Annotated in this window: 16 protein-coding genes; 5 read left to right on the top strand and 11 right to left on the bottom strand. The window is 67.8% G+C overall.

The window, feature by feature from the left end; translation table 11 throughout:
- A partial coding sequence (locus JHN63_RS29170; RefSeq protein WP_200686195.1) for a hypothetical protein occupies positions 1–720 on the bottom strand: 720 nt, incomplete at its 3' end.
- A 347-nt stretch (positions 721–1,067) separates the two neighbouring features.
- On the opposite strand from JHN63_RS29170, the gene JHN63_RS29165 reads away from it, so the two are divergent.
- Positions 1,068–1,670, top strand: a complete 603-nt coding sequence (locus JHN63_RS29165; RefSeq protein WP_200686193.1) for a nitroreductase family protein — start codon at positions 1,068–1,070, stop codon at positions 1,668–1,670.
- Positions 1,671–1,677: 7 nt separating this feature from the next.
- Here the strand turns inward: JHN63_RS29165 and JHN63_RS29160 are convergent, their stop codons facing one another.
- Positions 1,678–1,893: a DUF397 domain-containing protein gene (locus tag JHN63_RS29160; RefSeq protein ID WP_200686191.1), complete on the bottom strand. Its 216-nt coding sequence runs from the start codon at positions 1,891–1,893 to the stop codon at positions 1,678–1,680.
- On the bottom strand, positions 1,890–2,738 hold the full coding sequence (locus JHN63_RS29155) for a helix-turn-helix transcriptional regulator (RefSeq protein WP_200686189.1): 849 nt from the start codon (positions 2,736–2,738) through the stop codon (positions 1,890–1,892). Before JHN63_RS29155 ends, JHN63_RS29160 begins: the two co-directional genes overlap by 4 nt.
- A 226-nt stretch (positions 2,739–2,964) precedes the next feature.
- Here JHN63_RS29155 and JHN63_RS29150 point away from each other — a divergent pair, with 226 nt between their 5' ends.
- Positions 2,965–3,603 (top strand): ATP-binding protein, encoded by a 639-nt coding sequence (locus JHN63_RS29150; RefSeq protein ID WP_200686187.1) that lies wholly within the window; start codon positions 2,965–2,967, stop codon positions 3,601–3,603.
- Positions 3,604–3,723: 120 nt separating this feature from the next.
- On the opposite strand, the gene drmB is transcribed toward JHN63_RS29150, so the two are convergent.
- From drmB to JHN63_RS29130, 4 genes are read right to left on the bottom strand one after another with little or no spacing between them, the layout of a single operon-like run.
- Positions 3,724–5,592: a DUF1998 domain-containing protein gene (gene drmB, locus JHN63_RS29145; protein WP_200686185.1), complete on the bottom strand. Its 1,869-nt coding sequence runs from the start codon at positions 5,590–5,592 to the stop codon at positions 3,724–3,726.
- Positions 5,589–8,834 carry a helicase-related protein gene (locus JHN63_RS29140; RefSeq protein ID WP_200686183.1) on the bottom strand — a complete coding sequence of 1,082 codons (3,246 nt, stop codon included), beginning with the start codon at positions 8,832–8,834 and terminating at the stop codon, positions 5,589–5,591. The genes drmB and JHN63_RS29140 overlap by 4 nt, the downstream gene beginning before the upstream one ends.
- The gene (locus JHN63_RS29135; protein WP_200686180.1) at positions 8,831–10,735 is read right to left on the bottom strand and encodes a UvrD-helicase domain-containing protein; all 1,905 of its coding nucleotides are present in this window, start codon (positions 10,733–10,735) and stop codon (positions 8,831–8,833) included. The genes JHN63_RS29140 and JHN63_RS29135 overlap by 4 nt, the downstream gene beginning before the upstream one ends.
- Positions 10,732–15,495 carry a sacsin N-terminal ATP-binding-like domain-containing protein gene (locus JHN63_RS29130; RefSeq protein ID WP_200686178.1) on the bottom strand — a complete coding sequence of 1,588 codons (4,764 nt, stop codon included), beginning with the start codon at positions 15,493–15,495 and terminating at the stop codon, positions 10,732–10,734. The genes JHN63_RS29135 and JHN63_RS29130 overlap by 4 nt, the downstream gene beginning before the upstream one ends.
- Positions 15,496–16,376: 881 nt before the next feature.
- On the opposite strand from JHN63_RS29130, the gene JHN63_RS29125 reads away from it, so the two are divergent.
- The 3 genes from JHN63_RS29125 to JHN63_RS29115 are packed head-to-tail and all read left to right on the top strand — an operon-like array spanning position 16,377 to position 20,408.
- Positions 16,377–18,533 carry a helix-turn-helix transcriptional regulator gene (locus JHN63_RS29125; RefSeq protein ID WP_200686176.1) on the top strand — a complete coding sequence of 719 codons (2,157 nt, stop codon included), beginning with the start codon at positions 16,377–16,379 and terminating at the stop codon, positions 18,531–18,533.
- Positions 18,534–18,537: 4 nt separating this feature from the next.
- Positions 18,538–19,533, top strand: a complete 996-nt coding sequence (locus tag JHN63_RS29120; protein ID WP_200686175.1) for a hypothetical protein — start codon at positions 18,538–18,540, stop codon at positions 19,531–19,533.
- A complete protein-coding gene (locus tag JHN63_RS29115; RefSeq protein WP_200686173.1) occupies positions 19,530–20,408 on the top strand; it encodes a DUF6339 family protein in 879 nt (292 codons plus the stop codon). The genes JHN63_RS29120 and JHN63_RS29115 overlap by 4 nt, the downstream gene beginning before the upstream one ends.
- On the opposite strand, the gene JHN63_RS29110 is transcribed toward JHN63_RS29115, so the two are convergent.
- The 4 genes from JHN63_RS29110 to JHN63_RS29095 all read right to left on the bottom strand — a co-directional run bounded on the left by JHN63_RS29110 (position 20,383) and on the right by JHN63_RS29095 (position 24,426).
- Positions 20,383–21,765, bottom strand: coding sequence for a DNA cytosine methyltransferase (locus JHN63_RS29110; RefSeq protein WP_200686171.1), 1,383 nt, complete (start codon positions 21,763–21,765; stop codon positions 20,383–20,385). The two genes, JHN63_RS29115 and JHN63_RS29110, sit on opposite strands and share 26 nt — an antisense overlap.
- Before the next feature lie 26 nt (positions 21,766–21,791).
- Positions 21,792–22,769 carry a DNA cytosine methyltransferase gene (locus JHN63_RS29105; protein WP_200686169.1) on the bottom strand — a complete coding sequence of 326 codons (978 nt, stop codon included), beginning with the start codon at positions 22,767–22,769 and terminating at the stop codon, positions 21,792–21,794.
- Entirely contained in the window at positions 22,766–23,167 is a 402-nt protein-coding gene (locus JHN63_RS29100) for a very short patch repair endonuclease (RefSeq protein ID WP_200686166.1), read from the bottom strand. Before JHN63_RS29100 ends, JHN63_RS29105 begins: the two co-directional genes overlap by 4 nt.
- A gap of 239 nt (positions 23,168–23,406) precedes the next feature.
- Positions 23,407–24,426 (bottom strand): SEC-C domain-containing protein, encoded by a 1,020-nt coding sequence (locus tag JHN63_RS29095; protein WP_200686164.1) that lies wholly within the window; start codon positions 24,424–24,426, stop codon positions 23,407–23,409.
- Positions 24,427–24,724: the final 298 nt, after the last annotated feature.

The raw sequence follows: 24,724 nt of genomic DNA, 5'->3' as shown, positions 1-24,724 counted from the left end.
CTTGACCGTCTTGAGGGTGGTGTAGGTGCTGCTGCTCTTCTTCCGGAACTGCAGCTTCACGGGCTGGGACACGTACCCCGCGTACTTGCCCGTCGTCCAGTTCGCCCGGGCGAGCTTGCCCGTGACCGTGATGGTCTTGCCCTTTTTGACCGGCTCGGGAGTGGCGTCGGCGGTCAGCGTGGAGGCCTTCTTGATGGCGGTGGTGGCGACGTCGTCGTTGTAACTGGCGTTCGCGTACAGGTCCCAGGCCCCCAGGAACAGCTTCCAGGTCCCGGCCACGCCGTTGTCCTTCATGTCGGTCGCGGGATGGATATTGAAGACGGCCTTGCAGGTGTACGTCCCCTGGGTCGCCGTCTCCGTGCAGTCGGGGTCGTCGTCCGTCCCCAGCCCACCGGTGATCCCGTCCGTGGTCGAACTGTCCGTCCCCTGCCACAGGAAGGCCTCGGTGAGAGCGACACCGTTCTGGTCGGTCGCGGTGTACGTGACGGTGACGGACTTCGTGCCGCCGGTGCCGAGGACGATGTCCTTACCGCCGTTGATGACAGCGTGCGAGAACTTGGTGTTGCCCAGGGAGTCTCTGGGCTGAACAGCCGCCGAGGCGAAGGACCTCAGCTCCGCCGAGGCCCCCTTACGCTCCGCCGCCTGAGCGGCGACCGGAAGAGCGAGCGCGGACAGAACGACAGCACCGGAGACGACACCGGCGGCAACGCGTATACGCATGAAACCCCCACAGGAACCCGAGAGGCCCGCCCAAGTCTCGCCTTGGCCGGGCCTGTTGATCTCTGCATCATATGAACTCAGGTCGGAAATGGTGAAGATCTCTTGTGCAATAAGTGCGTAACGGGGCAGTGGGGATTGGGGAGTTGGTATCGACCAGAGGAGGCCGTCGTGACGGGTGCGGGTGCGGCCCCCGTCCGGTTGTAGCTCGCGCCCACGACCGCAGGTGGGCCTGCCTGCCTGCCTGTCGGTCGAGTCGATGCCTGCCGCAGTGAACCTGGGCGCGCGGCGCGAGATTGGCAGATCAACAACTCCCGGCGACCGGTTGGTTCGTGACAGGATCTGCCGCCATGGAATTCTCCGAGGTGGTCCGTCGCAGGCGCATGATCCGTCACTACTCCGACAAACCGCTGCCCTCGGAGGTGACCGAACGCATCCTCGCCTCCGCGCTACGAGCCCCCTCGGCCGGCTTCTCCCAGGGCTGGGCGTTCCTCGCCCTGACCGACCCGGCCGACCGCGCCCGCTTCTGGCCCTTCGTCCCCACCCGGGTCGAGAAGACCCCGACCATGCAGGACGCCCCGCTGGTCGTCGTCCCCCTGGCCCACAAGGCCGCCTACCTTGAGCGCTACGCCGAACCCGACAAGGGCTGGGAGGACCGCGCCGAGGCCCGCTGGCCGGCGCCGTACTGGCACATCGACACGGGAATGGCCGCCCTGCTGATGCTCCTGACCGCGGTCGACGAAGGCCTCGGTGCCTGCTTCTTCGGCATCGCGCCTGAGCATCTCCAGCTGTTCCGGACGGAGTTCGGGGTACCGGAGGAGTACGACCCGATCGGTGGGATCACGGTCGGGTACCGGGCTGAGGATGTTCCCGAGCAGAGTGGGCGTATCGCGGAGCGGCGGCGGGGCGTGGAGGATGTCGTTCATCGGGGGCAGTGGGGGCGGCACACCTGAGAGGTGTTCAGTCCGCCGGCTCGCTGTCCTTGAAGGCCTGGACGAAGGAATGCCAAGGGCCGCTTTGAACGGTGACCACTTGGCCCGTGGCGTTCTTGGTGTCACGCACGAGTGCGCGGCCGTCGGTCATCGCACACTCGACACACTCGCCCCCAGCGCCGTTGCTGTAGGACGACGTGAACCAGACCAGACGGTTGCGGGTCCCGGCCTCTGCACTGTTCAACTCGCGTATTCCTTCAGAACGGACTTGATCAACTGGGTGGAGCGTTGGGGACTGAGTGCTGCGGCGCGTAGGCCGTCGAAAGCTTTCGTGTACTCGCGAACGTGATGCTCGCCCTCCAGGTACACGGCATCGGTGATGCCGTCCCGGTACACCAGGTCCGGGTCCTCCGGAGCGGGAAACCCCAGGATGGTGAATGTACCCGTAGCTGGATATGTGCCCGAGTCGAAGGGGAGGACCTGCAGGGTCACGCTCGGCAACTCGGCTGATTCCAGCACGCGTTCGAGCTGTTCGCGCATCAAAGCCCGATCCCCGATGACGTTGCGCAGTGAGCCCTCGTTCACGACGAACCAGGCATCAGGGGAGTCGGGCCGCGTCAGCATGGCCTGCCGTTCCATGCGCACTTGTACGGCCCTGGCGATGTCCTCGGCGGACATGTGGGCTCCCGTCCTGTGGAGTTCACCGGTGTACGCCTCGGTCTGCATGAGTCCCGGGATCAACTCGCACTGGTACTGCCGGAACGTGGAGGCGTCCTGCTCCAGGCCGATGTAGATGTTGAACCACTCGGGGACGCCGGCACCGTGCACCTGCCACCACCCGCGAGTCTTGGCCTCCCGAGCCAACGACTTGAGGAACTCCCGGAGTTCGTCGGTCGTGTCGTAGAACCGGCACAGGGCATCGATGTCCGACGGTTGGACCCGGCCGCTGCCCGTCTCCATGCGGTTGACCTTGGAGCCGCTCCAGTCCAGCGCCTGGCCGACCTGCGCGCAGGTGAACGCGTTCGTCTCCCGGAGCTTCTTCAGCTCGATCGAGAGACGACGACGGCGCGCCGTCGGTGAACCGGCCATCTCGAACCTCTCAGCAATCCGTCGACTAGCGGGTGTTCAGTCTCGCGCCAAGACCTCTGCGTGCCAATCACTCGGAAGTGGGAATCTCTTCCTGCACATTGCACGACGGGATGTGTCGGCGCCACTCTGGTCGACAACGCCACTCACGGTGAGGGCATGTGACGCTCTGCCAGTCATGCGGAGACGTCATGCCACGAGAGGAGTCCTGGTGATCCAAGAAGCGTGTATGTCACGAAAGCCGTGGGACCTGGCCTTCACGGCGGATCCCGAGGAAGTGGCTGCACTGCGCCGCGTCGTGCGTTTGCACCTGGGCGTGTGGGGTCTGCACGACGTGACCGACGGGGCTCAACTCTGTGTGAGCGAGTTGGTGTCCAACGTCATCACGCATGTGGGCGCCGGGACCCCGGCCATGCTGGCGGTCTCCATGAACGGAACTCGCCTGCGGATCGAGGTGCACGACCCCGACACGCGAGCCCTGCCCACTCTCGTCGAGGCGACCTCCGACTCCGAGGGCGGACGGGGTATGGCCCTCGTCGACGGAGTCGCCGACCGCTGGGGCGTCCTGCTCCACCCTGACCGAAAGGTGACTTGGTGTGAGCTGGAGACGAGGCTGACGTCGCCGACCGGACATGTCGACGAGGCGGGTGTCACACGGGCCGAGGCGTTGCTGACTCTCTATGCGGCGGCAGAGCTGCCTTGCGAGGTGCGTTCGAGCCGGCTGAGCAGGGCGACCGCCGAAGAAGTGATGGTCGCTGCCATCACGGATTTTCTTCGTTGGCTCAGGGCACACGGGTGTGACGTGGACGAGGTCCTGGACCGTGCACAGACCCAGTTCGACGTGGAGGACGAGTGGGGAGAAACATGAGTGGGCTCGGAGACCGGAACCAGAGCGCGAGCCCCTGCTCCCGGTCCCGACCCCATTACGGCGTTGGCGGTTGAAGATGCCGATCCGTGTCGATGCCCCCACGGCCACGGCCGTCCGACGTCACTGCTGCAGTATTTCCGCGAAGAAGCCGAGGTGAGGATCTTCAGGGGTACCGACGAGCAGTGCGCGGTCCAGGAGGATGTTGTTGTGCTCGCAGCTGGTCTCCGGGAGCATCACGCAGGCATGGCAGGCGGCCAGGTTCGTACCGCCGGTGCCCGACGCCTCGGTCTCCACGCACAGCGGGTCGGAGGAGCACCACTCGGCGCGGTGGACGGCCGAGCGGATCGCCTGATCGAGACGGCCGGGTTCGCCTTGGGCCACGAGCCCGCCCAAGCTTCCAGCGGAGTCGCTGGTCGCCGTGTAGACGAGTACGCCAGCCATGTCGTCGGCGGCGTACAGACGCTCGCGGAGCGCCGCGGCGGGATACCCCGCCTCCAGGCTCCACTCGTTGATGAGGACATGGGCCAGGGTGTGCAGCAGCACCATGCGGGGAGTGGCCGGGGAAGGGACCGCTTGGCCCAGGTCACCGGCCCGTTGGTCCAACACCCGTTGGTGGGCGGAACGCATCCGTTCGATCCGGGCGGTCACGGCCGGGATCTTCTCCCAGACTCCGAGGCGGTCCTCGGACAGTCTGAGGAACACGCCCTCGCCCCGTACCTCCATGGCCGGGAGCCAGCGCAAGGGGGACGCGGACAGCGGTACTTCCTTCGTGTCGGTCGTCGAGTCGGGGTCGGCGAGCCGGGTGAAAGCCTTGAGCGCGCGCACCTCACGCAGCTTCTTGACGAGCATCGGGCCCGTGACGCCGAGCGGCGCTAGCACGCCACTGTCGCCCAGCGGGGTCTCGCAGACGAACTGCTCCTCGCGGGAGTGCTCGCCCGCGTTGTTGCCCGAGCGGAGGCTCTCGTACTCCTTGACGCGCAGGGCGCGATAGCGATGGTCGAAGGAGGGTTGTGCTTCGACTTCGGGATCCTCCTCGCGTTCGGCGGCGAGCAGTGTCATCACCTCGTCCAGCGGGATGGGACACCCTGCCGGGAACGCGCCGTCGAGATAGTCCTGGACCCGCTCGCGGCTGTCGTGTCTGGTGCGCAACGCCTTCCAGTGCTCAGCCAGTGGATCGGTGCGGCTGTCACTCCACGGCGGGATCGACAGCGCTGACTTCTGCACCGGCTGCCACACCGCCGAGGAACCACGTTGGAGCGTGCGCAGAGCCAGTCCGCATTCCGGTGCGGGGACGGAGGAACCGAGCCACGGGCGGGAACCCCAGCATTTGAGGCCCAGGTCCTTGAGCGCGTTCCGGCGGAAGGAACCCTCCATCGAGACCTCGGGTGCCTTCCCGCACGTGCACGAGACGAGGATCGACCGGAGCGACGACGTACGACCGGACGTGCGGAGCTTGAGCCGGCCGCCGCACTGTCCCGCTGTGGAGGCACCCCGCTCGGTGGAGCGATGCACCCACTGCCAATACGGGAACTCACCGAGATGCCCGTTCTCGCACGCCACCACGAAACGGGAGGGCACGAGGTCGACCTCGCACGTGCCGCAGACGCTCCGGCCCGGTGGTGGGTTGAAGTCACGGTGTCGCTGGAGTTCGTTGCACTCGGGGCAGGAGTGCATCAGGGGGAAACGGCGGACCCGTACTCCGTCCTTGCTGCGGTCGTCGGACGCCGGGGGCAGCCGGAAGTGGTCCACTTCGAGTAGCCGCTCCAGCCGGCGCTCATGGATCCTGGGGGACTCCTCAGCGCTCCAGCTCGCGTCCGCGCTGTCCAGGCCTGAGACGACGAAGGACTCGTGGTCCACGGCGATGAGCGATCCGACGCCGTATGTGGTGATCGCCTGCGCACGGCGGACTGTGCCGCGCCGCGGAAAATTCTGGGCGGGGGCGGTGTCGTTCGTGGCGGTGCGGCGACGGCGAGCGGGAGGCGGGGTCATCTGGTTCCCTCCAGGAACAGGGCGGACTCGGCGTCGACGTCGCGCAGGCTCCATAGCGTGGACCACGCCTCGGCGTCCTCGACCTTGTCGTCGAAGGCTTTCAGGAGCGACGGGGTCCGACTGCGGCCCTTGGGAGGCTCGAAGACCAGGCCGCTGTTGATGTCGGCCGCTTCGCACCACCAGTCGACGAACTCGTCGAAGGCCCGGGACACGGCGTCCGCCTCTTCCGCGGCGACTTCGCGGACGCGGTCCATGAGCACCGACTTGATGCGTCCGCGCAGGACGTCCTCGTAGGAATGGACCGCACCCGCGCCCCCATCGGGCCGGGCGGCCGGGATCAGGATGCGAGTCAGTGCCACGATCACCGCGTGCAGTCCCCGATCACGGGCGCGCGCCGAGAACGGTGTGACGGAGGTGGACTCGACCTCGCGATAGAGCGCCGAGTGGTAGTGCTGGAAACTCTCATAGTGCGAACGGTCCCGGGAGCGGGCCGAGTTGAGCATCACCGCGACCAGACCGGGATGGGCGCGACCGACGCGGCTGGTGGCCTGGATGTATTCGGCGGTCGTTTGTGGCTGCCCCATCACGGCCATCAGGCCGAGGCGGTCCACGTCCACACCCACCGCGATCATGTTGGTGGCGAGCAGCACGTCCACGGTGTCCTCGTCGGGGAGCCTCTTCTCGATGCCCTTGAGGCGGGTGGGGATCTCGCTGGCGTCGATGCGGCTGGTCAGCTCCGAGTAGTTGGTGACCTGGCGGACTGCCACACCTTCACGTTCCGCGAGTACTTCGAGGTAGGCCAACACGTCGTCGTGGACCTGGAGTTCGGCGGCGGAGAGCAGCCGGAGACTGTTGAAGTAGCCGACCAGACTCCAGTACGCGTCACGGACCTCGTCGGTGGTCTGTGCCTGCCCGGCTCGGTGAAGCAGCGTCGCGTAGGTGCGGATCAACAGCGTGGACTGGCTGGTGCCGGGGGCCAACAGGCCGACGTAGCGCCTGCTCGCCTTCTCCTCACCGGGTGTCTCCACGGCGAACCACGAATCACGGGCGTCCAGGCCGGCGGGCGGGAACTGGCGTACCTCGCGGTCGAAGAGGTGCCGCCCCTGGTCCGCCGCTCGACGGATGGTGGCTGTGGAGGCGATCACCTTGGGTCGGTCGGCCAGCGCGTCGACGGCGGTCTCGTACAGGCCGGTGAGCGTCCCCAACGGGCCTGAGATCAGGTGGAGTTCGTCCTGGACGATCAACTCCGGGGGAGGGGTGGTGCCGTTCGGGTCGTCGCGGTTGAAGAGAGCGGCGGTCTCCCAGCGCCAGGGCATCGACGCGAACTTGTCGACGGTGGCGATCACCAACGTCGGCCGAGCGGCGTAAACCGCCTCGTCGATCAGGTGGACGGGTAGCCCGTCGGCGAAGTCGCAGCCCTCCCCGGGGCAACGGACGTGCATCCGCAGTGCCACCTCGTCGACCTCGTAGTCCCGGGCGTCGAGACGGGTTCCGCACCAAGGACAGGCATGCAGTTGGACCGGGTTCTCGGTGGCGAGCCGCTTGTCGAGGTTCGCCCGCAGCTCCGCCAGCCGGGCATCGGCCTCGGCGAGCTTGTTGGGGGTGGCCGAACGTCCCACCCACATGCCGACAGAGAACTCCTCGCTGCCCAACTCGGGTGTGTTCCGCCGCAGTTGCTCCATGGCGCAGAGCAGGATCGCCGCGCGTTCGAACTGTTGGAGGGTGAGCAGCCGGAGCGTGTAGCGCATGAGGACGACGACACCACCGCCGTCCGCACCCCGGCGGATGCGGCGCAGGAAGGAGGTGAGGGCGATCAGCCCCAGGTAGGCCTCGGTCTTGCCACCACCGGTGGGGAACCACAGGAGGTCGGAGATCTTCCGATCGTGGTGTCCGGGGTCCTCGATCCCGGCCAGGCAGAGCAGAATGAACGCGATCTGGAAGGGACGCCAACGGCCGGCGCCGGGGTCTGGGGCGCCCCGGCGCCCGTCCTTCACCCAGGCGCTGCGGGCCCGTTGGTCCGCCATGGCACGGTTGGCGAGTCGGAACGCGCGCATCAGATCGGGCTCGGTCCGCAACAGCCCGATCCCTTCACGGATCCGGTCGAGCGCCTCGCGGCAGGCAGCCACCTGGTCCTGCGCCGGTGTCTCGTGGGGGCCGCCCACCAGGGCGTCAGCCTCGACCGCCTTCCGGTCGATCCAGAGTTCGTACCCCGAGACGAGGTCCTCCAGGGAGGCCAGAACCTCGACGTCGGGCCGCTCCGCCAGACCGAGCATGGACAGCGCCGAGCTGTCGATCTCCGGGTTGGAGTCGGTGAGCAGCACTTCCACGGTGGGGACGAACACGCTCCGTATCTCGGGGACGGCGGCCCGTACGGCCTCGGTCACGCCGATCGGCGCGGGCGTCCAGTCCCAGGCCGCGGCACAGCCGTGACCGACGGCGAAGGTCGGTGCATGGCGGTGCAGCAGCCTGCTCGTGGCCATGTCCGGGTCGTACGCCGCGTCCGGAGCGGGGCGTTCGACGAAGGCGGTAGAACAATTGGCGGCCCGGACAATCAGAGCGCACTGGAACAGGGCGAAGGCGTCCTGGAGGTCCCGCTCGCCCACCTTCTGGGTGTTGACCAGTGTGACGGTGACGGTAACCGTGCCGGTGTTCGGGTCCGGGCGGCGGACGTTCACCCGGAGCTGGACCTTCTCGTCGAGGTCCTCCCGTCTGTCGCCGTCGGGTGTCCTGACATCGATCGTGCGGTCCGGGAGGTCGAGTTCCTTGCGGCGCCACAGCTCCCGCTGGTCCGCGGTGGTGCGGGCCTCGGCACGGCCGGCCGGGATCGGCTTGCCGTCCGCGTCGGTCGGCTCGTAGACGGCCGCGCGTGACGACACCACGATCGAGCCGCTCTCCTTCGGGTCGACCGCGAAGGTCAGACCCATGGAGGAGGGACGACGATCCCCAGCGGCCGCGACCTCCTGCGCGGTTCCGGACTCCTCGGAGTCCTCACGTCGGAGTTCCGGAGCGACGTCCAGTCCGTCCACCTCGGCGGCGTTCTCGTCCCTGAGCGCCTTCGTGGCACGCGGATAGAGCACACCGGTCAGATAGCGGTCGATGGGCGCGTCCTGGGCGAGGACCTCCTCGCGCTCCTCCGGCGCAGCGTTCGGCGAGGGGCCGAGCAGTTCACGGCTGAGTCCCGCCAGAAGCTCCTCGTCACGCACCCGGTAATACTCGGAGTGCCGGCCTGCCCCGTGTGTCATGCGCTCTGCTCCTCGTCCAAGTCGGCTCGGCGGTACCGGCCGATACCGGTGATCCGTGGGGCGATCCACACACCTCGGTCACCGAGTCCCGCGTTGGCGCCGGCGGCGATGCTGCCCGTCACTGTCTCCAGCGTGTCGATCCGCAGACCGTGGATCTCGTCGGGCCACCAAGGGTCCCAGGTGCGACTGACCTTCTGCACCTGGAACAGCCCCTCGCGGAACCGGCGCGACGCCTCCCCGATCTCCAGGCCGTCGTGCAGAAGGACGTACGGCGGGCTCTGCGCATCGCCCATGGGCAGGTTGTGCCGTCGGCGCAACACGACTTCCTGGCCGGGGCGGACCCGGTCCAGCAGATGGGCCTGGGTGGCGGAGGCGTCCGCACCGTGGCCGGGAGGGTCGTCCCGGCTCACGTCGCCCGCCGCGGCGACGATCCCGAATCTGTCGTACGACCGCCACGAACCCAGGAAGAGGCGGCCATCGTGTCGTCTGCCCAATCTCTTGAAGTGCGGCAGCTCAAGTGGCGTCACGTGGTAGAGGTCCTGGCGAGGGCGAGTCATCGCCACGTACAGGGCGCGGGCCTCGGCAGGGAGGTCCAGTCCCTCCTTGTACCGCTTGTGGAGATCCGCGACGGTCGGCGGGGACAGGACCACCACCCGGTCGAACTCAAGACCCTTGGCCCGGTGGACAGTTGATACGACGATCCGTGCCGTCTCCGGGTCGGCCCCCTCGTCGGGGAACCTGCCCTCCGCCACCGCACGGCGCAACCGGTCCACATCCAGCGAACCGCGTCCGGCGCCGCGCGCCACCCGACGCAGCACCGTCCACAGCGCGCCGGCGTCCGGCGAGTACGGCAGAGGGATCTCCGCGAGCAGGGAGGAGAACCGGTCCTCGGTGAGGCCGGTCGCCTCCGTACGGCGCAGCAGCTCGGCCACCCAGTAAGGCACCGGGCGCTCTTCGAGCGGGCGCCGCAACCGATGGTCGACACCGTGTGCGTGCAACAACTCGGAGACCACGAGAGCCTGTTGGTTGTCCCGGGTGAGGACGGCGCAGGTGTCGGTCAGGTCCCTGAGGCCCGCCAGCGTGAACTCGTCGCCGAGGTCGCCCATGCCGTTCGCCGGGTCCAGGAGCAGATCGCGCAGTCCGTCGTAGAGGTTCTCAGCCTCGCTCGGATCGTCGAGCCGCTGGAGGCGAGGACCGTACGCCAACGCGACCCGGGCCTCGGGCGTGGTGGCGCGGAAGTTCCGGGTGAGCCGCAGCTCCACCAGGTCGTCGGGGTAGGAGCAGCGCAGCCAGTCGAAGAACCGGCCCGTCTCGTCGGCCCGTTCGGCGAGATCCTCGATCTGGAACCCGTACACGGACTGGGCCGCGTCCCCGACCACGGTGAAGCCGCAACTCTCCTGGTACCGGTCGAGGAGCGCCTCCACCAACTCACGGCGTCCGCCCAGCAGATCCTGCACCTCGTCGATCACGACGTGCGCGGGCGGGACGGCGTCGCCGAGCTCCAACGCGCCCTTCTCGACCGCCTGTGCCGCGGCGGCGATCCGCTCGTCGAAGGCGACCGTTCCCCACTCGACGTCCGGGCGCGACTGCAGGAGTACCTCGTAGGCCCAGGCGTCGAACGTCCGTGCGCGCACCCGACGGGCGCGTTCACCGTGTCGGGTGATCCGTTCACGCAGCTCCCTGGCCGCCGCCCGGGAGAACGTCAGCACCAGGATCTCGGCAGCCTCCAGAGCTGCCTCCGGATCCTCGTTCCCGCACAGCGCGTCGAGCCGGCGCACCAGGGTGTGCGTCTTGCCCGCGCCGGCCCCGGCGGTGACCAGGACCCGCGCGTCCCAAGGCTGTTCGACGACGACCCGCTGCTCCTCGGTGAGCGGGGGACTGTCGAGGTAGGCGTCGGTCACGCGCGGCTCCATAGGTGCTCGAACTGAGTGAAGGCGAGCTTGGTGTCGAAGTTGGCGATGTTGTCGCTGACGTTGAGGATCAGGCAGGTCTCCTCGCCGCCGTTCTTCGGGCCACGCAGACCACGACCGATCATCTGTTGGTACACGTTGGTGCTGTACACCGGGCGGGCGACCACCACGACACGCGTGGCGGGAGCGTCGAAACCCTGGGCCAGAACACCGTAGTTGGTGAGGACCCGGATGCGTCCGTTGCGGAACTCCTCCACCCGCCGCCGCCGTTCCTGGGTGCTGGTGGTGGCGTCCACGGCCGCGGACAGGATCCCGCGGTCGTTGAGCATGGCCGCCAGGTACTTGGCGTGGTCCACGGAGGTGGCGAAGAGCAGGGTGGGCCAGTTCTCCGGGAGGTCGGCGACCGCGTCGACGATACGGCGGCTGCGCGCGTGGTCGTCGGCCAGCCGTTGTTCGGCGGCCCGGGACAGCGTCGCCATCCGGTCGGCCTGAACCTTCTCGTCGCGGGTCAGCTCGATGTGACCGCCCTCCAGGGTGCGGTGTTCGACCTGCGCGAGCATTCCCCAGTTCTGCAGGTCCCGATATGGATCACCGGACGGGAAGACGCCCTCGTCGAGTCGCCGGTTTCCGAAGCGGCTCACCAGCCTGCGGGTCTCGTCCTCGTTCGTGTTGCGGAACGGGGTGGCGGTCAGACCGAGCAGGTGTCGCTTGGTCTCGTACTGGGTGAGTCCCAGTTGGCTCAGGACGTCGGTGTACCGCTTGGAGATCGCTGTGTGGGCTTCGTCCACGATCACGAGCGAGGCGTCTCGCAACCACGTGTACTCGTCGGTCTCCAGGCACCGCTCCAACTTGGCGTCCGTGGCGACCACGAGATGCGGATGCTCGACGACATCGCCGATCTCGTTGCCGCCCCAGAGCCTGCTGATGGTCAGTGGGCAGTCGGCTCCGACCTTGCTCCAGACGAACTTCCAGCTCTGTACGGCCTGTTCGCACAGCTCGTCGGACTGCGCGATCCACAGGATCGGTCCCTTCAGACCCCCGACGCGCTTGACCCAGCGGATCACGGCCTCGGAGGTGACCCGGGTCTTGCCCGCGCCGGTGGGCAACGAGAGCATGCCGCGCTGAGGTGCCAGCCGGTCGAGCATGGTGGTGATGTTGCGGACCAGATCCTCCTGGTACTCGTGGAGGCTCGGGAAGTCCCGGGGGCCGTCGATGGTCTCGGTGGGGGGAGGGGTCGGGGTCCGTGAGCCCGCGAAGGCGGCCGGTAGCCGCAGGTTCGACACGAAGGCGACAGCGGACGACGAGCCGTTGTAGGAGAGCGGCGCGTCTGGGAACCGACCCTGGATGTCCCTGGCGTGCTGATGGAGCACACCGTCCCCATGGGCGTTGAACGCCATCTGGGCGATCCGGCGGTCGGACGGCTCAGCCCCGTCGGTGTCCCGCATCTCGGCTTCCACCAGCCCGTCGGGCAGACCTGTCCGGAGAGCGTCCGCGCCGATCAGCAGCTCGATCTTCGTCACCACGTCCTCGGCCTCGCGCACGGCCTTGCGGGCAGCCTGCAGCGCGCTGTCCCGCGCCATCTGCTCCTGGTGCTCCAGTACGGCCCGGCAACCGGACACGCCGAGCCCCAGTCCGAGTTCGCGGTCGATCAGGCGCAGCATCGGCTCGGGAGCCAGCGGTACCAGGACCTTGACCACGGTGTCCTGACGCACCGCCTCCAGCGGTGAGGCATGGGTTCCGTTAGGGGTGCGGGTGATCTCCTCCAGTTCGGTGCAGCGCTGCACGAGACTGTTGCGGTTCGAGCTGTTGAGTCGCAGTCGCAGACCGGGGTACAGCTCGACCAGCGGCACTGGGTCGCCGTCGACGACCTCTCGGGTCTCCTTGCTGATCACGTCGGAGTGGCGGAGCATGCCCCACTTCTCGACCATCAGCTCGGCGTCCCCGGCGCTCGGCATCAACAGCGCCGGGAGCCGCTCGGCGCGCAGCGCCCGGTACTCGACCGCCCCGACGGCGACGGTGATCTCGCCGTCCGGACGCGTGCCCCAGGAGTCACCGATCCGGCAGCGGGTGAGGGAGTCCTCGGGGAAGTCCGCGCCGACCCTGGTCAGCATCACGTAGGTGGCTCCGACGAACGCGTCGTCCTCGCTGTGGGACACCTGGTCGAGGAGCGTCTCCCACCGGTCGCCGGGAACCTCGTCGATCGTGGCGGGGAGCCGCAGCTTGCGGGCCTTCTCGGCGGAGAGGTCGGCCACCGGCAGGACGTCGCGGTAGGCGCGCAGTTGAGGCCCGACGGCCTCGCGCAGCGGCTTGAGCCCCTGGGAGGTGGCGACGGTCCCGTGCTTCCGGAGCATCCAGTGGATCGGGGAGACGACGGCCTGTCGTGTCGAGCTCTGCGCGCCGATCTGACGGGTCCATCTGTCCACCACGGCGTCGTCGGGGAGTGCCCTGAGGAAGGCCGCGCGTGACTCTTCGGAGAGTGCGCGGAAGAGGTGCAGCGGTCCACCGATCGGGGCGCCCTCCACCTTCATCCGGTTCAGCGTGGGACGAGGAGCACGGCTGTCGAGACCGCGCAAGTAGGCGGAGTGGACGGCTTCCCGATATTCGTCGAACCAGGCCTCTCCTTCCTTGGGCTGCACTCCTGAGACGGGGCGGTCCACCAGACCGATCTGTGAGAAGAAGGGCACGTCGTCGGAGTGGAAGGACATGTCCACGGCCACGGCCCTGTCGCGTTCGGCGTCGACCACCGGACCGGGCAGCATGCAGTCCTCGACCGGGCGGAACCGCCCGTCGACGGTCCGTACCTGCAGGATCGAACGGGGTGTGGTCACCCGCTCCAGCACTTTGTGTCCCAACCGGCGGATCCCGCCCAGGCGGAACAGCTGCCAGAACCGCTCCCACTCCGCTTCCCGGTAACCGTCGAAGCCCTGGTCCAGGACGCTGACGAAGCGTCCCTCGACATCGGCCTCGCGGATCCCGAGGACGTTGAGGGCGTGGGCGAGCGACGGGTCCTGCCCGAGTGCGTCGACCACGTACACCGTGGACTCGGGCAGCCCGTCCTGGTCGGCGCGACGGAACACCCGACCGGGTACGGGCGGCACGACTCCGTGTTCCTCGGTGAGTACGATGTGCGCCCTGCGCGCTTCCGCCACGTGTGGAGAACCGGACTCGACCATGTCGGCGAGGATCCGGATCGCCACCGCGGAGGCCTCGACACCGCCCGCCTCCACCAAGGCCTCCAGCCACGCACGGACGTCCGACCGCGTGTGCCCGGCCGCGTCCAGGATGTGCTGGACCTTTCCGGAGCGGAGGGTGTCGGTCTCGACGGACGGGTGCAACCAGTCCGAGGGGCGCCCCGGGCAGTTGTGCCACATCCGGAGCCAACCGGTCGTCTTCTTGGGGTCCTTGTCGAGCCGAGGGTGCACGCGCAGCTCGGTCGGGACGCGCAGCACGCCGTCCTGGTCGGGCAGGGACGGACGGATCGCCGTACAGGCCCAGATCTCCCGGGTGAGGAAATCGTCGGCCCAGCTGATCGTCTCCTTGGTACGGCCGGGAAGCAGGGGGAGGTAGGCAGCGGGATCCTTGGCGGGGGCGAGAGCGGGGAGCGAGTCGACGACCAACGCCGCCGCGACCCTGATCATCTCCTGGTTGAAGGGAGAAGAGTCCAGCAGGTTCTGCCTGTCCTCGTTCGTCTTCCACGCGCCGTTGACGATGCCGCTCAACGACATCTCGTACTTCGTGGGGAAGAAGGACCAGAACGTGCCGCGGCCACGGGTCTGCGGATTGACGTACAGGCCGCTCTCCGGGTCCTCGCGAAGAGCGGGGACGGCCCAGGAGAGATCGAGGGCGAGCCGGTCGTGGAGTTCTCCCGCGTCCGCACGGGCGGCCGGCCCCGGCTCGTGGGAGGTGGTGAACACCCGCCAGTCCTCGGAGGCGGTGGCCTTCCCGGTCCTCTCCTCGATCACGGTGCGCAGATCACCGGACTGCCGTGTCGTCAGGACCCGGCGAGCCACGGGACGGGGGCGACGGTCCTCCAGGACGACCGTCGCGACGTGCGGGGAGAAGAGCTGGAAACCGGTGGGGAATTCGTCGCGAGGTAGACCGTGGTCCTTTGCGCGACCTCCATGCATGTCCTTGCCCAGCCGGTCGTCGGCGTCGCGGAGCAGCGGCAGGCGGACGACGGTGGTCGCCCAGGCCAGCAGTTCGTGCAGGACGGGATCGCCGGCCCGCTCGGCCGCCATGTCGAGCGGGCGGGCCATACGCAACACAGGTGCGTCGAATTCGGGGCCGTATCGGGCTGTCACATCGGGGACGGAGCGGATCTGGTCGTACGACCAAGCGCGATCGAATCCGAAACTTCCGGAACTGCTGAAGAATTCAGGTGCATCGGTCACCACGAGCACCGACTTAACACCCACACCGAAACGTCCGATCTGGCCTCCGCGCTTTTTCGACATGCTCATCCGGAGAATTGTCTCCGCACCTTCCGCGGTGACCGGACTTCCCTCGTTCGCGCAGTACAGATGGGTCCCGGTGAGGACCACGTGGACTCTTCCACCGGGCTCATCGGCGATTTCGTCGGCGGCATTCTGGACAAGCTCGAAAAGCTGACGGTCGCCGTATCCGCCTTGAGTGATACGACGTTCTCCGTTGGCGTGCTCGGCCACGAGGCCAGGGTCGACGGAATAGGTCTGGAGGACTCGGGTGGATTGTTCGAGAACGGTTCTGATCACAGCAGAGGACGGCGATGTCATTGCTCCAACACTCCTGTCGATGCAAAGGTCCGGAAGAAAATGGGGAGCGCCGGGCCGGCGGTACGTATCGCCGGCCCATCCGCTTCCGTCGCGCCGTGCTGTCCGAAAGGCTGATACTCCGAGACGGCACGGGTTGTTGCTGGTGGGGGGACTTTACTCAGGAGGTGAAGGGTCTAGTCAGGCAGGTCCGCGACCTGCTTGGCCAGGTCGGGAAAGTTGTCGGAGACGTACTCCTCGGTCGTCTCGAACCGCTGGATGATGCTCGCTGCCTCCGTCTTGCTCTTCGCCGTCATGATGGCCAAAGAAAAAGAACTCAGGTCGCGACCCGAAAACATGTAATCGTCGTCGCTCTGTCCGTCCATGAAAATGTAAGCCCCCTGTGATGTCGTAATTTTTGACTTTTTGGCAGGGGGTGAATTTAGGCATGGAGAACCCCCGCGGTTGAGTTGCTTTTCGCTTACTCCGAACCACGGTACCGGGTCCGCTTGGTGTTCCGCCAGCGCCTAGGGTGAAGGCAAACCGGTGGCGATTACTGGAACTGTTCCGGGTGGAAGAAATCTGAATTTTGGACAGAGCTCTCCTACGTCGATCGCCTTCTCTTGTGAAGGAGGACGAACGAGACGGCTAATCCGCCGGGTGAAACCCTACCGTTCGAATGGGAGGGCGTCAACGTAAGTTCCGTCCGGCCCGAACGGTCCTGTCTGATGAGAATGCAAATCGGGGCAAATCGGGATTATTGCGAGTATTTGGATGAGCTTGGCTTACCCGCTTAGGGCCTGTGGTGCGATCAACCGCCAGTTGACAGTCTTCCTCGTGTCAAATTAGCCTCCTGTTCGCCGCAGGCGACCCGTCTGTGGCTCCCAGCTAGGAGCAGGTGGCGCGTGGAGACAGGTGAGGAGTTCGGGCCCTGGCTTGCTCGGCAGCTCAAACTCGCGGGCAGGACGCAGGCCGAACTGGCCGAGGAACTACAACTGACACGGGCCGCCGTCTCCGCGTGGATCACTGGGAGGTCGACCCCACGCCCCACGGTCATGGCCGACATCGCTCGGGCGCTCGGCACGGACCTCGGCACGGTGCACACCCGTACCACCGACACTCAGATCGGCCTGCCGATCACCTGGTACCACCGTCGCGGCTATCCCGACGGCGGGCGTGACCTGGGCAATGCCGCCGCGTTCGCCTTCGACGCCGATGTACAGGTGCTGGCCCGGGAGACCTGCCAGAACAGCCTCGACGAGCGCCTCACCGAGAACGGGCGGCCGGTCAGGGTCCGTTACACCCTGCACGAGTTGACCGGTGAGGCGCTCGACGCCTTCCGGGAGGCGATCCTCTGGAACGAACTGTTCCCCCATTACTCCGCCGTTTCGGAGAGCGCCGGCAACCAGAAGGTCGGCCGGGTCGTCGACGCCGGGGTGCGTGACATGTACGAGAAGGGGCGTCTGCTCCTTCTGCGGATCGACGACTACAACGCCTCGGGACTCATCGGTGACGACTACGAGGACGGCAAGTTCGCCGCCGTGGTCAGACGTCAACTGGAGAGCCTTAAATCGGGCCACGGAGCGGGCGGTTCCTACGGACTGGGCAAGGCGACGCTCTGGGCCACGAGCGCCCTGGGACTCGTGCTCATCAACTCCACGTTGTCGGTTCCGCACGAGGGACGCACCGAAAGGCGGGTCGTCGGACGGCTCGAACTGCCCTGGCGGCAGGTCGACGGTCGCCAGTACGCGGGCCCCGCCTGGTTCGGCCGTCCTGACCCCGAATCGGAGGGAGCCGAAGTCGTTCGCTCTTGGTGGGCGGACGAGGAGACGGTGGAACGATTGCACCTCACGCGTGACAACGACGAACCCGGCACCTCTTTCCTCGTCGTCGGAGCGCACGATGTCGCCAGTCTGGACGAGAAGGCGTCCGACATCGAACTCGACGCCGAACCAGATGACTTGGACCAGGACACTCACGAAGACACCCGGGACCTGAAGAGGATGCACCGACGCCTGGTCACCGCCCTGGGGCGGGACTTCTGGGCGGCGATGACCGGCGGCGGCAACAGACTTCCGCTGCTGGAGGTGTCGGTCCGCTCCCTGCGCAATGGCGATGTTGTCGTCCCAGAGGAGCAGGTGGATCCCACTCGTGAACAGCCCTCCCGGTCCCGTGCCCTCAGAGCGCACTACGAAGGCGCCACCGTCGACCGGCTCACCGAAGCCGGACAGGTGGCGGCACGCAGCGTGCCCCTGAAACTGCCGCGCTCCGGAGGCGCCGCTGGCACCCTGGGCACGCATCAGGCGGTTCTGCTGGTCACCGAGGACACGCAGGACAGGGACGGGGACAAGAACCAGGTGCACTCGCTGCGCGGCAACCGGATGACCGTCAAGACGGCAGGCGTACCGAGGCTGCCGATCGGGACGAACCCTTTCCAGGCCGTCCTCCTGGTGGGAGAGGCCGCCGGGGAATCGGTTCCTTTCGCTAAGGAGGCCGAGGAGTTCCTGCGTGCGTCCGAACCGCCCGAGCACGATCGGTGGGGACAGACCGAGGAACTGACCCTCCGCTGGTCGCCCACTGCCTACCGTCGCATCAACCAGCTGACCACCGAGGTCAACAACGCGGTCAAGGAGATCGTGGTCCGTCCTCGGCGTACCAGGGCCGAGGGAGGGGAAGCCCTGCGTAAGGCTTTGACCGTGCGAACCAAGCCTCAGGCCAAGGTACCCACCGGGCCGGTGGTCCCTGTGCTGGACGGTCTGGAGGCAACGGTCGGCGATGGTGGCGAATGGCGGATCGTCGCCGAGATCAGCATCCCCAAAGGCGACGAGATCACCCCGATGGTGCCGGTAGCCCAACTGGACGTGCGCTCAGGAGGGCTCCCGAGACTCGACTGGGCGGAACTGGTCGCGATCGAGGGTTGTGAGGTGCAGGACGGTGTCCTGTACTTCCCGCCCGGGACACGACGTGCGAAGTTCCGCGGGGCCACAGACGTCACCAGCCATCCGGTCCGAACCGCGCTCACCCGCCTCGTCGTCGAACTTCGGGCCGGCAAGGGGGAATGACACAGTGAAGATCTACCCCTACAAGCGACTCAACCGGCCCGTCTCGCTCAGGGTGACCTCCGTGTCGATCAGGCTCGCCGACGGGACGCGAGACCCGTTGGAGACCACCGCGTACTCCACCCAGCAACAGACCGTCGCACTCGGTGTGGCCGGTCACGACGACTGGGTGAGCGCCGTGATCGGCCTGTCGGCGACCCTGCCCCCCGGGGCGAACGCACTGGACGCCGCATGGTCCGACCTGGAGGTCCTCGCCGTGCTGACCGACGGCGAGACCAATGTCCGTACGTCGGTGGGGCTCCACCGGGACACTGAGGACGGCCGGGACTGGTCCGGTTCGTTGGAGGTCGTGCGCGACGACCACATGGGGCGGGCCTCCCTGGCCGTCCTCGCCGTGGGGACGGTGGACGGCGTGCGCGGACGGGCTGTCGCCGAGACCGACCGGAACTGGATCGTCGACACGGTCTCCGAGGAACCCGTCCGCGGGCTTCAACTGGATGTCCAGAAGGCCTCGTTCCAGAAGAGCTCTCGGGAATGGCTCCGCGCTTACGCCGACGCTCCCTGGATCGTGGACCCCGCGGCCCGCGTCCCCACGGTGTGGGTCAACACTGAACTCGAAGGCGTCATGGACCTGTTGGACAGTGGTGGTTCGGGACTGGAGAGCAAGGTGCGCGACCTCCTGGTCGCCCAGATGGCCACCGACGTCTGGACCGCGGTGTTCCACGCCGCTGTCGGTGACCTGGAGGTGGAACCCGGAGGCGGCCCGGTGTTCCCGACCGACTGGCAGGGCGAGGTACTGAGGGAGATGCTCCCGGACGTGGTTCCCGGAGTGCACGTCGAGGAAGCACTGCGCCAGGTCCACCGACGGCGCACCGGGGAGTCCGGCTGGCCGGAACTGCAGACCCGCATCCACTACGCGGCGATCCGCCGCGCCGAAGCCCGGAAGGCCCTCGGATTCGTCATCCGCGGTCTGGAGCAGGCGAACCGAGCAGGTGAGGCATGATCACCCGACCGAACCACGTACCCGAGCGGCTCGGGCTGCTCGCCGCCTCGGCCATGGACCCGTTCCTCACCGAGCAGTTGATCACGGGCGAACAGGTGCACGGCGGCGTCGACCTGGCGAAGGTCGTCGAGCCGCTTCCCGAGGACGACGCCAGGTGGGCCGTCGAGCCGCTCCGCGGTCTGGTCGAGGACGCCATGTTCGCGTTCCAGGATGACCGCACGAGTGCGGACGCGTGGCTGGCCCCCCGGCTCCACGCGACACTCCGCCTCACTCGACGGGAGGCCGCGGACAAACGCCTTTGGAACCACCTCGCCCTCGCCGTGGCCCCCGACTATGTCGCCTGGCGGCATCTCTCGGTCGCGACGGCGAACAGGCCGGAGCGGCGTCTCGCGCCCGAACGGTTCCGCGGGGCCGCGGACCGGCAGTGCTTCTCCCGTCTCTGGTGGGCGGCCGAACTCTTTCGGAACGGCCCGCACTACGAGCCGGTCGAGATCGCATGCGGAAACCAGGAGCTCATGCACACCGTGCTCCGGCTGGAGCTGGCCGACCATCGTCCCTCGGCCCAAGCCGTCGTCCGACTGCTGAAGACTGGACGGGTCACCACCACGCGGGAGATCAACGGTCTCTGCGTGGCGATCAGCGCAGCCGGAGCGACGCTGATCTACGACGTCATCGGACCGGACATCTCCAAGGACCCTGCCCGGATGCGGCGCTGGGTCGCGGAGGCCGAGTCCGCGCCTCCGGTTGGGAGACACAGCCTTCCTCAAGGACCTGACGAGGAGCCGGTGCCGGAGGAATCTATTGCCGCCCTGACCGCCTGTTTCGAGGATCTCTTCACAACAGCCCCGGTCAGAGGGAGGAAGAGCGCCGACTGACGATTGCGGTGGGACGCCGTGGACCTCCGACGGCCGGGCGGGCTGTCGGAGGGACGGAACGGGGAGGGTGCTGGGTCGCGGGACTCGGGCACTTCTCCGTGCATGAGTCGGAAGCACCGCAGCCGTCTCTGCGCAGCTTGGCTCGCTGGCTCTCGGTGGCTCGCTGCCAGGGCTTGAGCAATACATCGGCGTCCGGTGCCGGCAGACCGAGCGCGGCACTCAACAGGTGTGCCCCGAACAGGGGAGGCACCGCGTTGCCCACCTGCTGGGCCTGCGCCGTGCCGGACCACGGATAGTCCGGCGGAAAGCTCTGCAGCATCCCCGCCTCGTTCATGTGGAACCGGTCGCCCTCGAAGACGATGTTCTCGTCGAGATGCTCGAAGACCACGAAACGGGAGATGCGCCCGGTGACCGTGGTGGCCGGCTGCCGGTCGGTCCGTACCCCACGCCGGCCGGGGATCCCGGAACTGCCGTAGTTGGAGCGGACGAGGAAGGGAACAGTACGTCCCGGGTGCTCGCCCACCGGGTCCGCGAGGACGTCGCCCATCGACCGCCAGGGCAGCAGGGTCGAGTCGTCCGAAGGCTCGGTGTCCTCGTCGAGCGTCGGTTGTCGGGTCTGGTCCGCCTGTTGCCCGTTCTGGCGGTTCCACGCCTTCGCGTCGTAGGCCCGGTGGGTGGCCTGCGGGAGGGAGGGGGGACCGAGCCCCTTACGGCGGGCGATCAGTACCGCGCGGGACCGCGTCTGCGGTACCCCGTAGGTCTCGGTGGAGAGAACGCCGACGGTGACGTCGTACTTGGTGCCGTCGGGCAGACCTGTCTCCTCCAGCACCGTGGCGTAGTGCTCCCAGAGAGCGATGACCGCCGGTACTTGCTCGAGGACGATGACGTCGTAGGGCCGTCCACCACGGTTCGGGCTCCGGGTCGCCTGGATCGCGTACCGGAGGGGTTCCAACACCATCGCGGTCCGCGGATCGCTCAGGGTGCCGAGGTCCTTGTCGATGGCCTCGTCGGAGTCACCCGCCGTCAGCCGCTCGATGTATCCCTTGACCTCCTCCAAGGCCTGACGCCCAGCGCCCTTTCCGGCTACTGAGTACGTCTGGCACGGCGGGCCGCCGGCGAGCATGTTGATCTCCGGCGGCAGAGATTCGAACGAGTCTCGGCGCACCGCGCTCACGTCGGCGTGCAAGGTCTCCAGCCCCGCGGCGTACCGCGTGAGGCACGCGCTCCGATCCCACTCGATACCGAGACTCCGGACATCGAGAGCGTGCCCAGCGACGTCCAGACCTCCCGGGCCGGCGAAAAGGTCCAAGATGTATGGGTTGCCCAGAATTGACTGCTGGGGCGCCGCGCTGCTCATGAGGCGGAGTCTAGCCGGCCCAAAGATCATCCTTTACCGTTCAGGGCCGCCAGCAGGGAACGGCCCAGAGCTAGCCCGACGGGAGGCGGGGTGGCCTGCCCGACCTGGCGGTACCGGGCCGTCTTGAGTCCGGCGATCTCCCAGGACTCGGGGAAACCTTGCAACAGCGCCGTCTGTTCCACCGTGAGCTTCACCATGCCGTCCCGGCCGAGTTCCGGATTCCAGTCGAAATCGGGATCGGGGATCACGTCGCCGACGGTATGGGCGTTCACTCCCATCGTCGCCCACGTGTTCTTGGCCCCGGACGGTCCCAGATCGGCGCCACCCCGGTTCCGTGAGCCCCCGACGAGGGTTGGGGCGGGGCGGTCCGCCTGGGCGGCCCACCGGGCCGCGTCCTTCCAGCCGCGGGAGGCCATGGAGGCCTCCAACGCCGTGCCCACCGTCATGGGCTCCTCGACGGTGGGCATCGGCTGCCGGAACGCCTCGGCCCGCTGTCGTTCCACTGCCACCAGCACGCCCTGCCGACGGTTCTGAGGCACCCCGAAGTCGACGGCGTTCAGCACGAACCAGCTGAACTCGTATCCCAGATGGGCCAGTTCGGCACGGGCGAAATCGCGGAACGGTTGGTACTCGTCCGATTCGGCGAGACCTGGAACGTTCTCGATGAGCACTGCCCGAGGTCTGATCGCGTGGACGAGATAGACCGCGGCCTTCAACAGCCGCTCTTCCGCCTGCGAATCCGCCCGTCCGACGGTCGCGCTCGACCTCACTCGCGGCAGGCCGGCCGACAGGAGATCCACGTCATGGCTCACGGGGTGCTCGGCCGGATCGAAATCCAGAAGGTCCGTGTGGAGCACGTTCCACTGCGGCCGGTTGGTCCGCAGGGTGGTGACGGCTGCTGAGTCGTCGTCGAGGAGGAGGCGCGGTTCGAATCCCGCCTGTTCCAGTCCGAGAGCGAGTCCGCCTGCCCCCGAGCACACGTCCACTAAGGTCAAACCACTCATCTTGTTCTCCCCCTCGTTCGCTCTGTACGCCGTTGCTCCACAGTGGCCGACACCTGTGCGGCCACCGAGTCAGGGTCTTCGTGCTCCCAGAAACGCAGCACTGTCCACCCCTGCGCGACGAGGTGCGCGGTCGTCTCCCGGTCGCGAGCCATGTTCCGGTCCAACTTATTGCGCCACCACTCCGCATTGGCCTTCGGCTGCGTCGCATGCACCGGGCATCCGTGCCAGAAACACCCGTCGATCAGAACGGCCACCCTCGCCCCGGTGAAAGCCACGTCGATGCGACGCCGTGCCATGCCGGGCACCGGGTACTCCACCCGATAACGCAGTCCCGCGGCGTGCAGCAGGCGACGTACGGCCAGTTCGGCCGCCGTGTCCTTGCTGGGTTGTCGGGACATGCGTGCGGAGACGCCGGGCGAGGAAGGTCTCACGTCGTCCAATGTCGGATTGCCTCAGGAGCGTGGGTCGGCGCGGTCGATGAACACAGCATCCTGCCGGCTGGAGTCGATCGTGCGGAACCGGACCAGCCTGGGGACTCCGCCAGACGCATCGACGCCGCCACGTCCTTGGGGTCGCGGATGGCACCGAAGACATTGCTCCGGCGCCGCGTGCGGTGGGCGAGGGGCCGGTCCCGGCGTCAGAGGCCCTGCGCCCCGTGACACTCCCCATAACCCCGCCCCGACCCACACCAACAAGAAGCCCCCCGCTGAGGCGGCCAAACCACAGCCCGCCCCCTCGCGGCCAGCGTCGTCGCATACTGCGGCAGCAAGTCAACGTCCCCCGGCGACGCCCCCTCGGACGCAGCGAACGCCTCATAAGAAGGCACTGTCCCCGTCACGATCCCGAGGTTCGGGGTCCCCGAAGCCGCCAGCTCGCGCAGCGACCCCTCTATCGTCGCCAAGTGCTCCTCGTGCGAGGGGTACTCCTCCGCCAGCGAGGCATACGACCCCACCAGTTCCGCCAACTCCCCCTCGGGCCAGTGCAGTACGGCTACCGGGAAGGGGCGGGACAACGCCTCCCGGAACGCCCCCAACTCCGCCCGCAACCGCGAGATCTCGGCCTCGAGCTCCGCCGGGTTGTCCGACCCCAGCGACCACACCCGCTTCGGGTCATGCAGCTCGTCCAAGGAGACGGACGACGAATGCAAGGAATCCGCCAGCGTGTCCCACTCGTCGTGCGACACGCCCAGCATCCGCCGTACGCGGTGTCGGCCGAACAGCAACGGGTGGGTGGAGTACGGCGGTTCGGGTACGTCCGTCAACAACAGGCTCACCCCCTCCGTGAACGTCTCCTGCGCAGCCTCCAGCTCGTCGTGGGACTCCAGGGACTCCGCGACGATCACCCAGGGCGCGGGATCGCGCGGGGACGCTGCCCGCACGCCGTCGATGATCGCCCTGGCCTCGGCCTCGTGGCCGTACTCCCAGAGGTTCGAGGCCTTGAGGGCTCGTACCAGATGCGGGGTTTCCAGGGTGTCGGGCGACGACAGCAGGCGGTCGTAGAGCGCGGTGGCGGCGGGGCGGTCGCCGGCCAGTTCCAGATGGGCCGCGGCCTGGAGGAGCAGGGCCTCGGCGTCCTCGGGGTAGCGGGCCGCGGTCCGCTCCAGGCGGGCCGCTTCGGCGGGATGGTCGACGTTCTCGGCGGGCGTGTCGGGGCGCATGAACGACACGGTACTGCCGATGCCTGCACAGATGGAGGCAAGGGGAGAGATATGCCCAGGTCGGCCGGTGAGAGTGCGGTGGGGGAGCGGTGCGAGGGCCCGAGGCGGGCAGCCTCGTGGGGAACACCGGGTGGCTTTCCGGTTTCCTGCGGTTCTACGGCCGCCTCGCGCCGGCAGTCGCTGTATCCCCACCTCTACGGCCCTCGCGCTGACAGCCGCCGCCCTCCTACAGCCGCCTCGCCCCGACAGGCGCCGCCGTTTCCCTACGCCCCTCACTCCGCGCCGCCCACCCCATAAC

It is taken from the genome of Streptomyces sp. MBT65 (assembly GCF_016612545.1).
In the GTDB taxonomy this organism is placed as follows: Bacteria; Actinomycetota; Actinomycetes; order Streptomycetales; family Streptomycetaceae; genus Streptomyces.
This window is presented reverse-complemented; position numbering and strand designations above follow the sequence as displayed.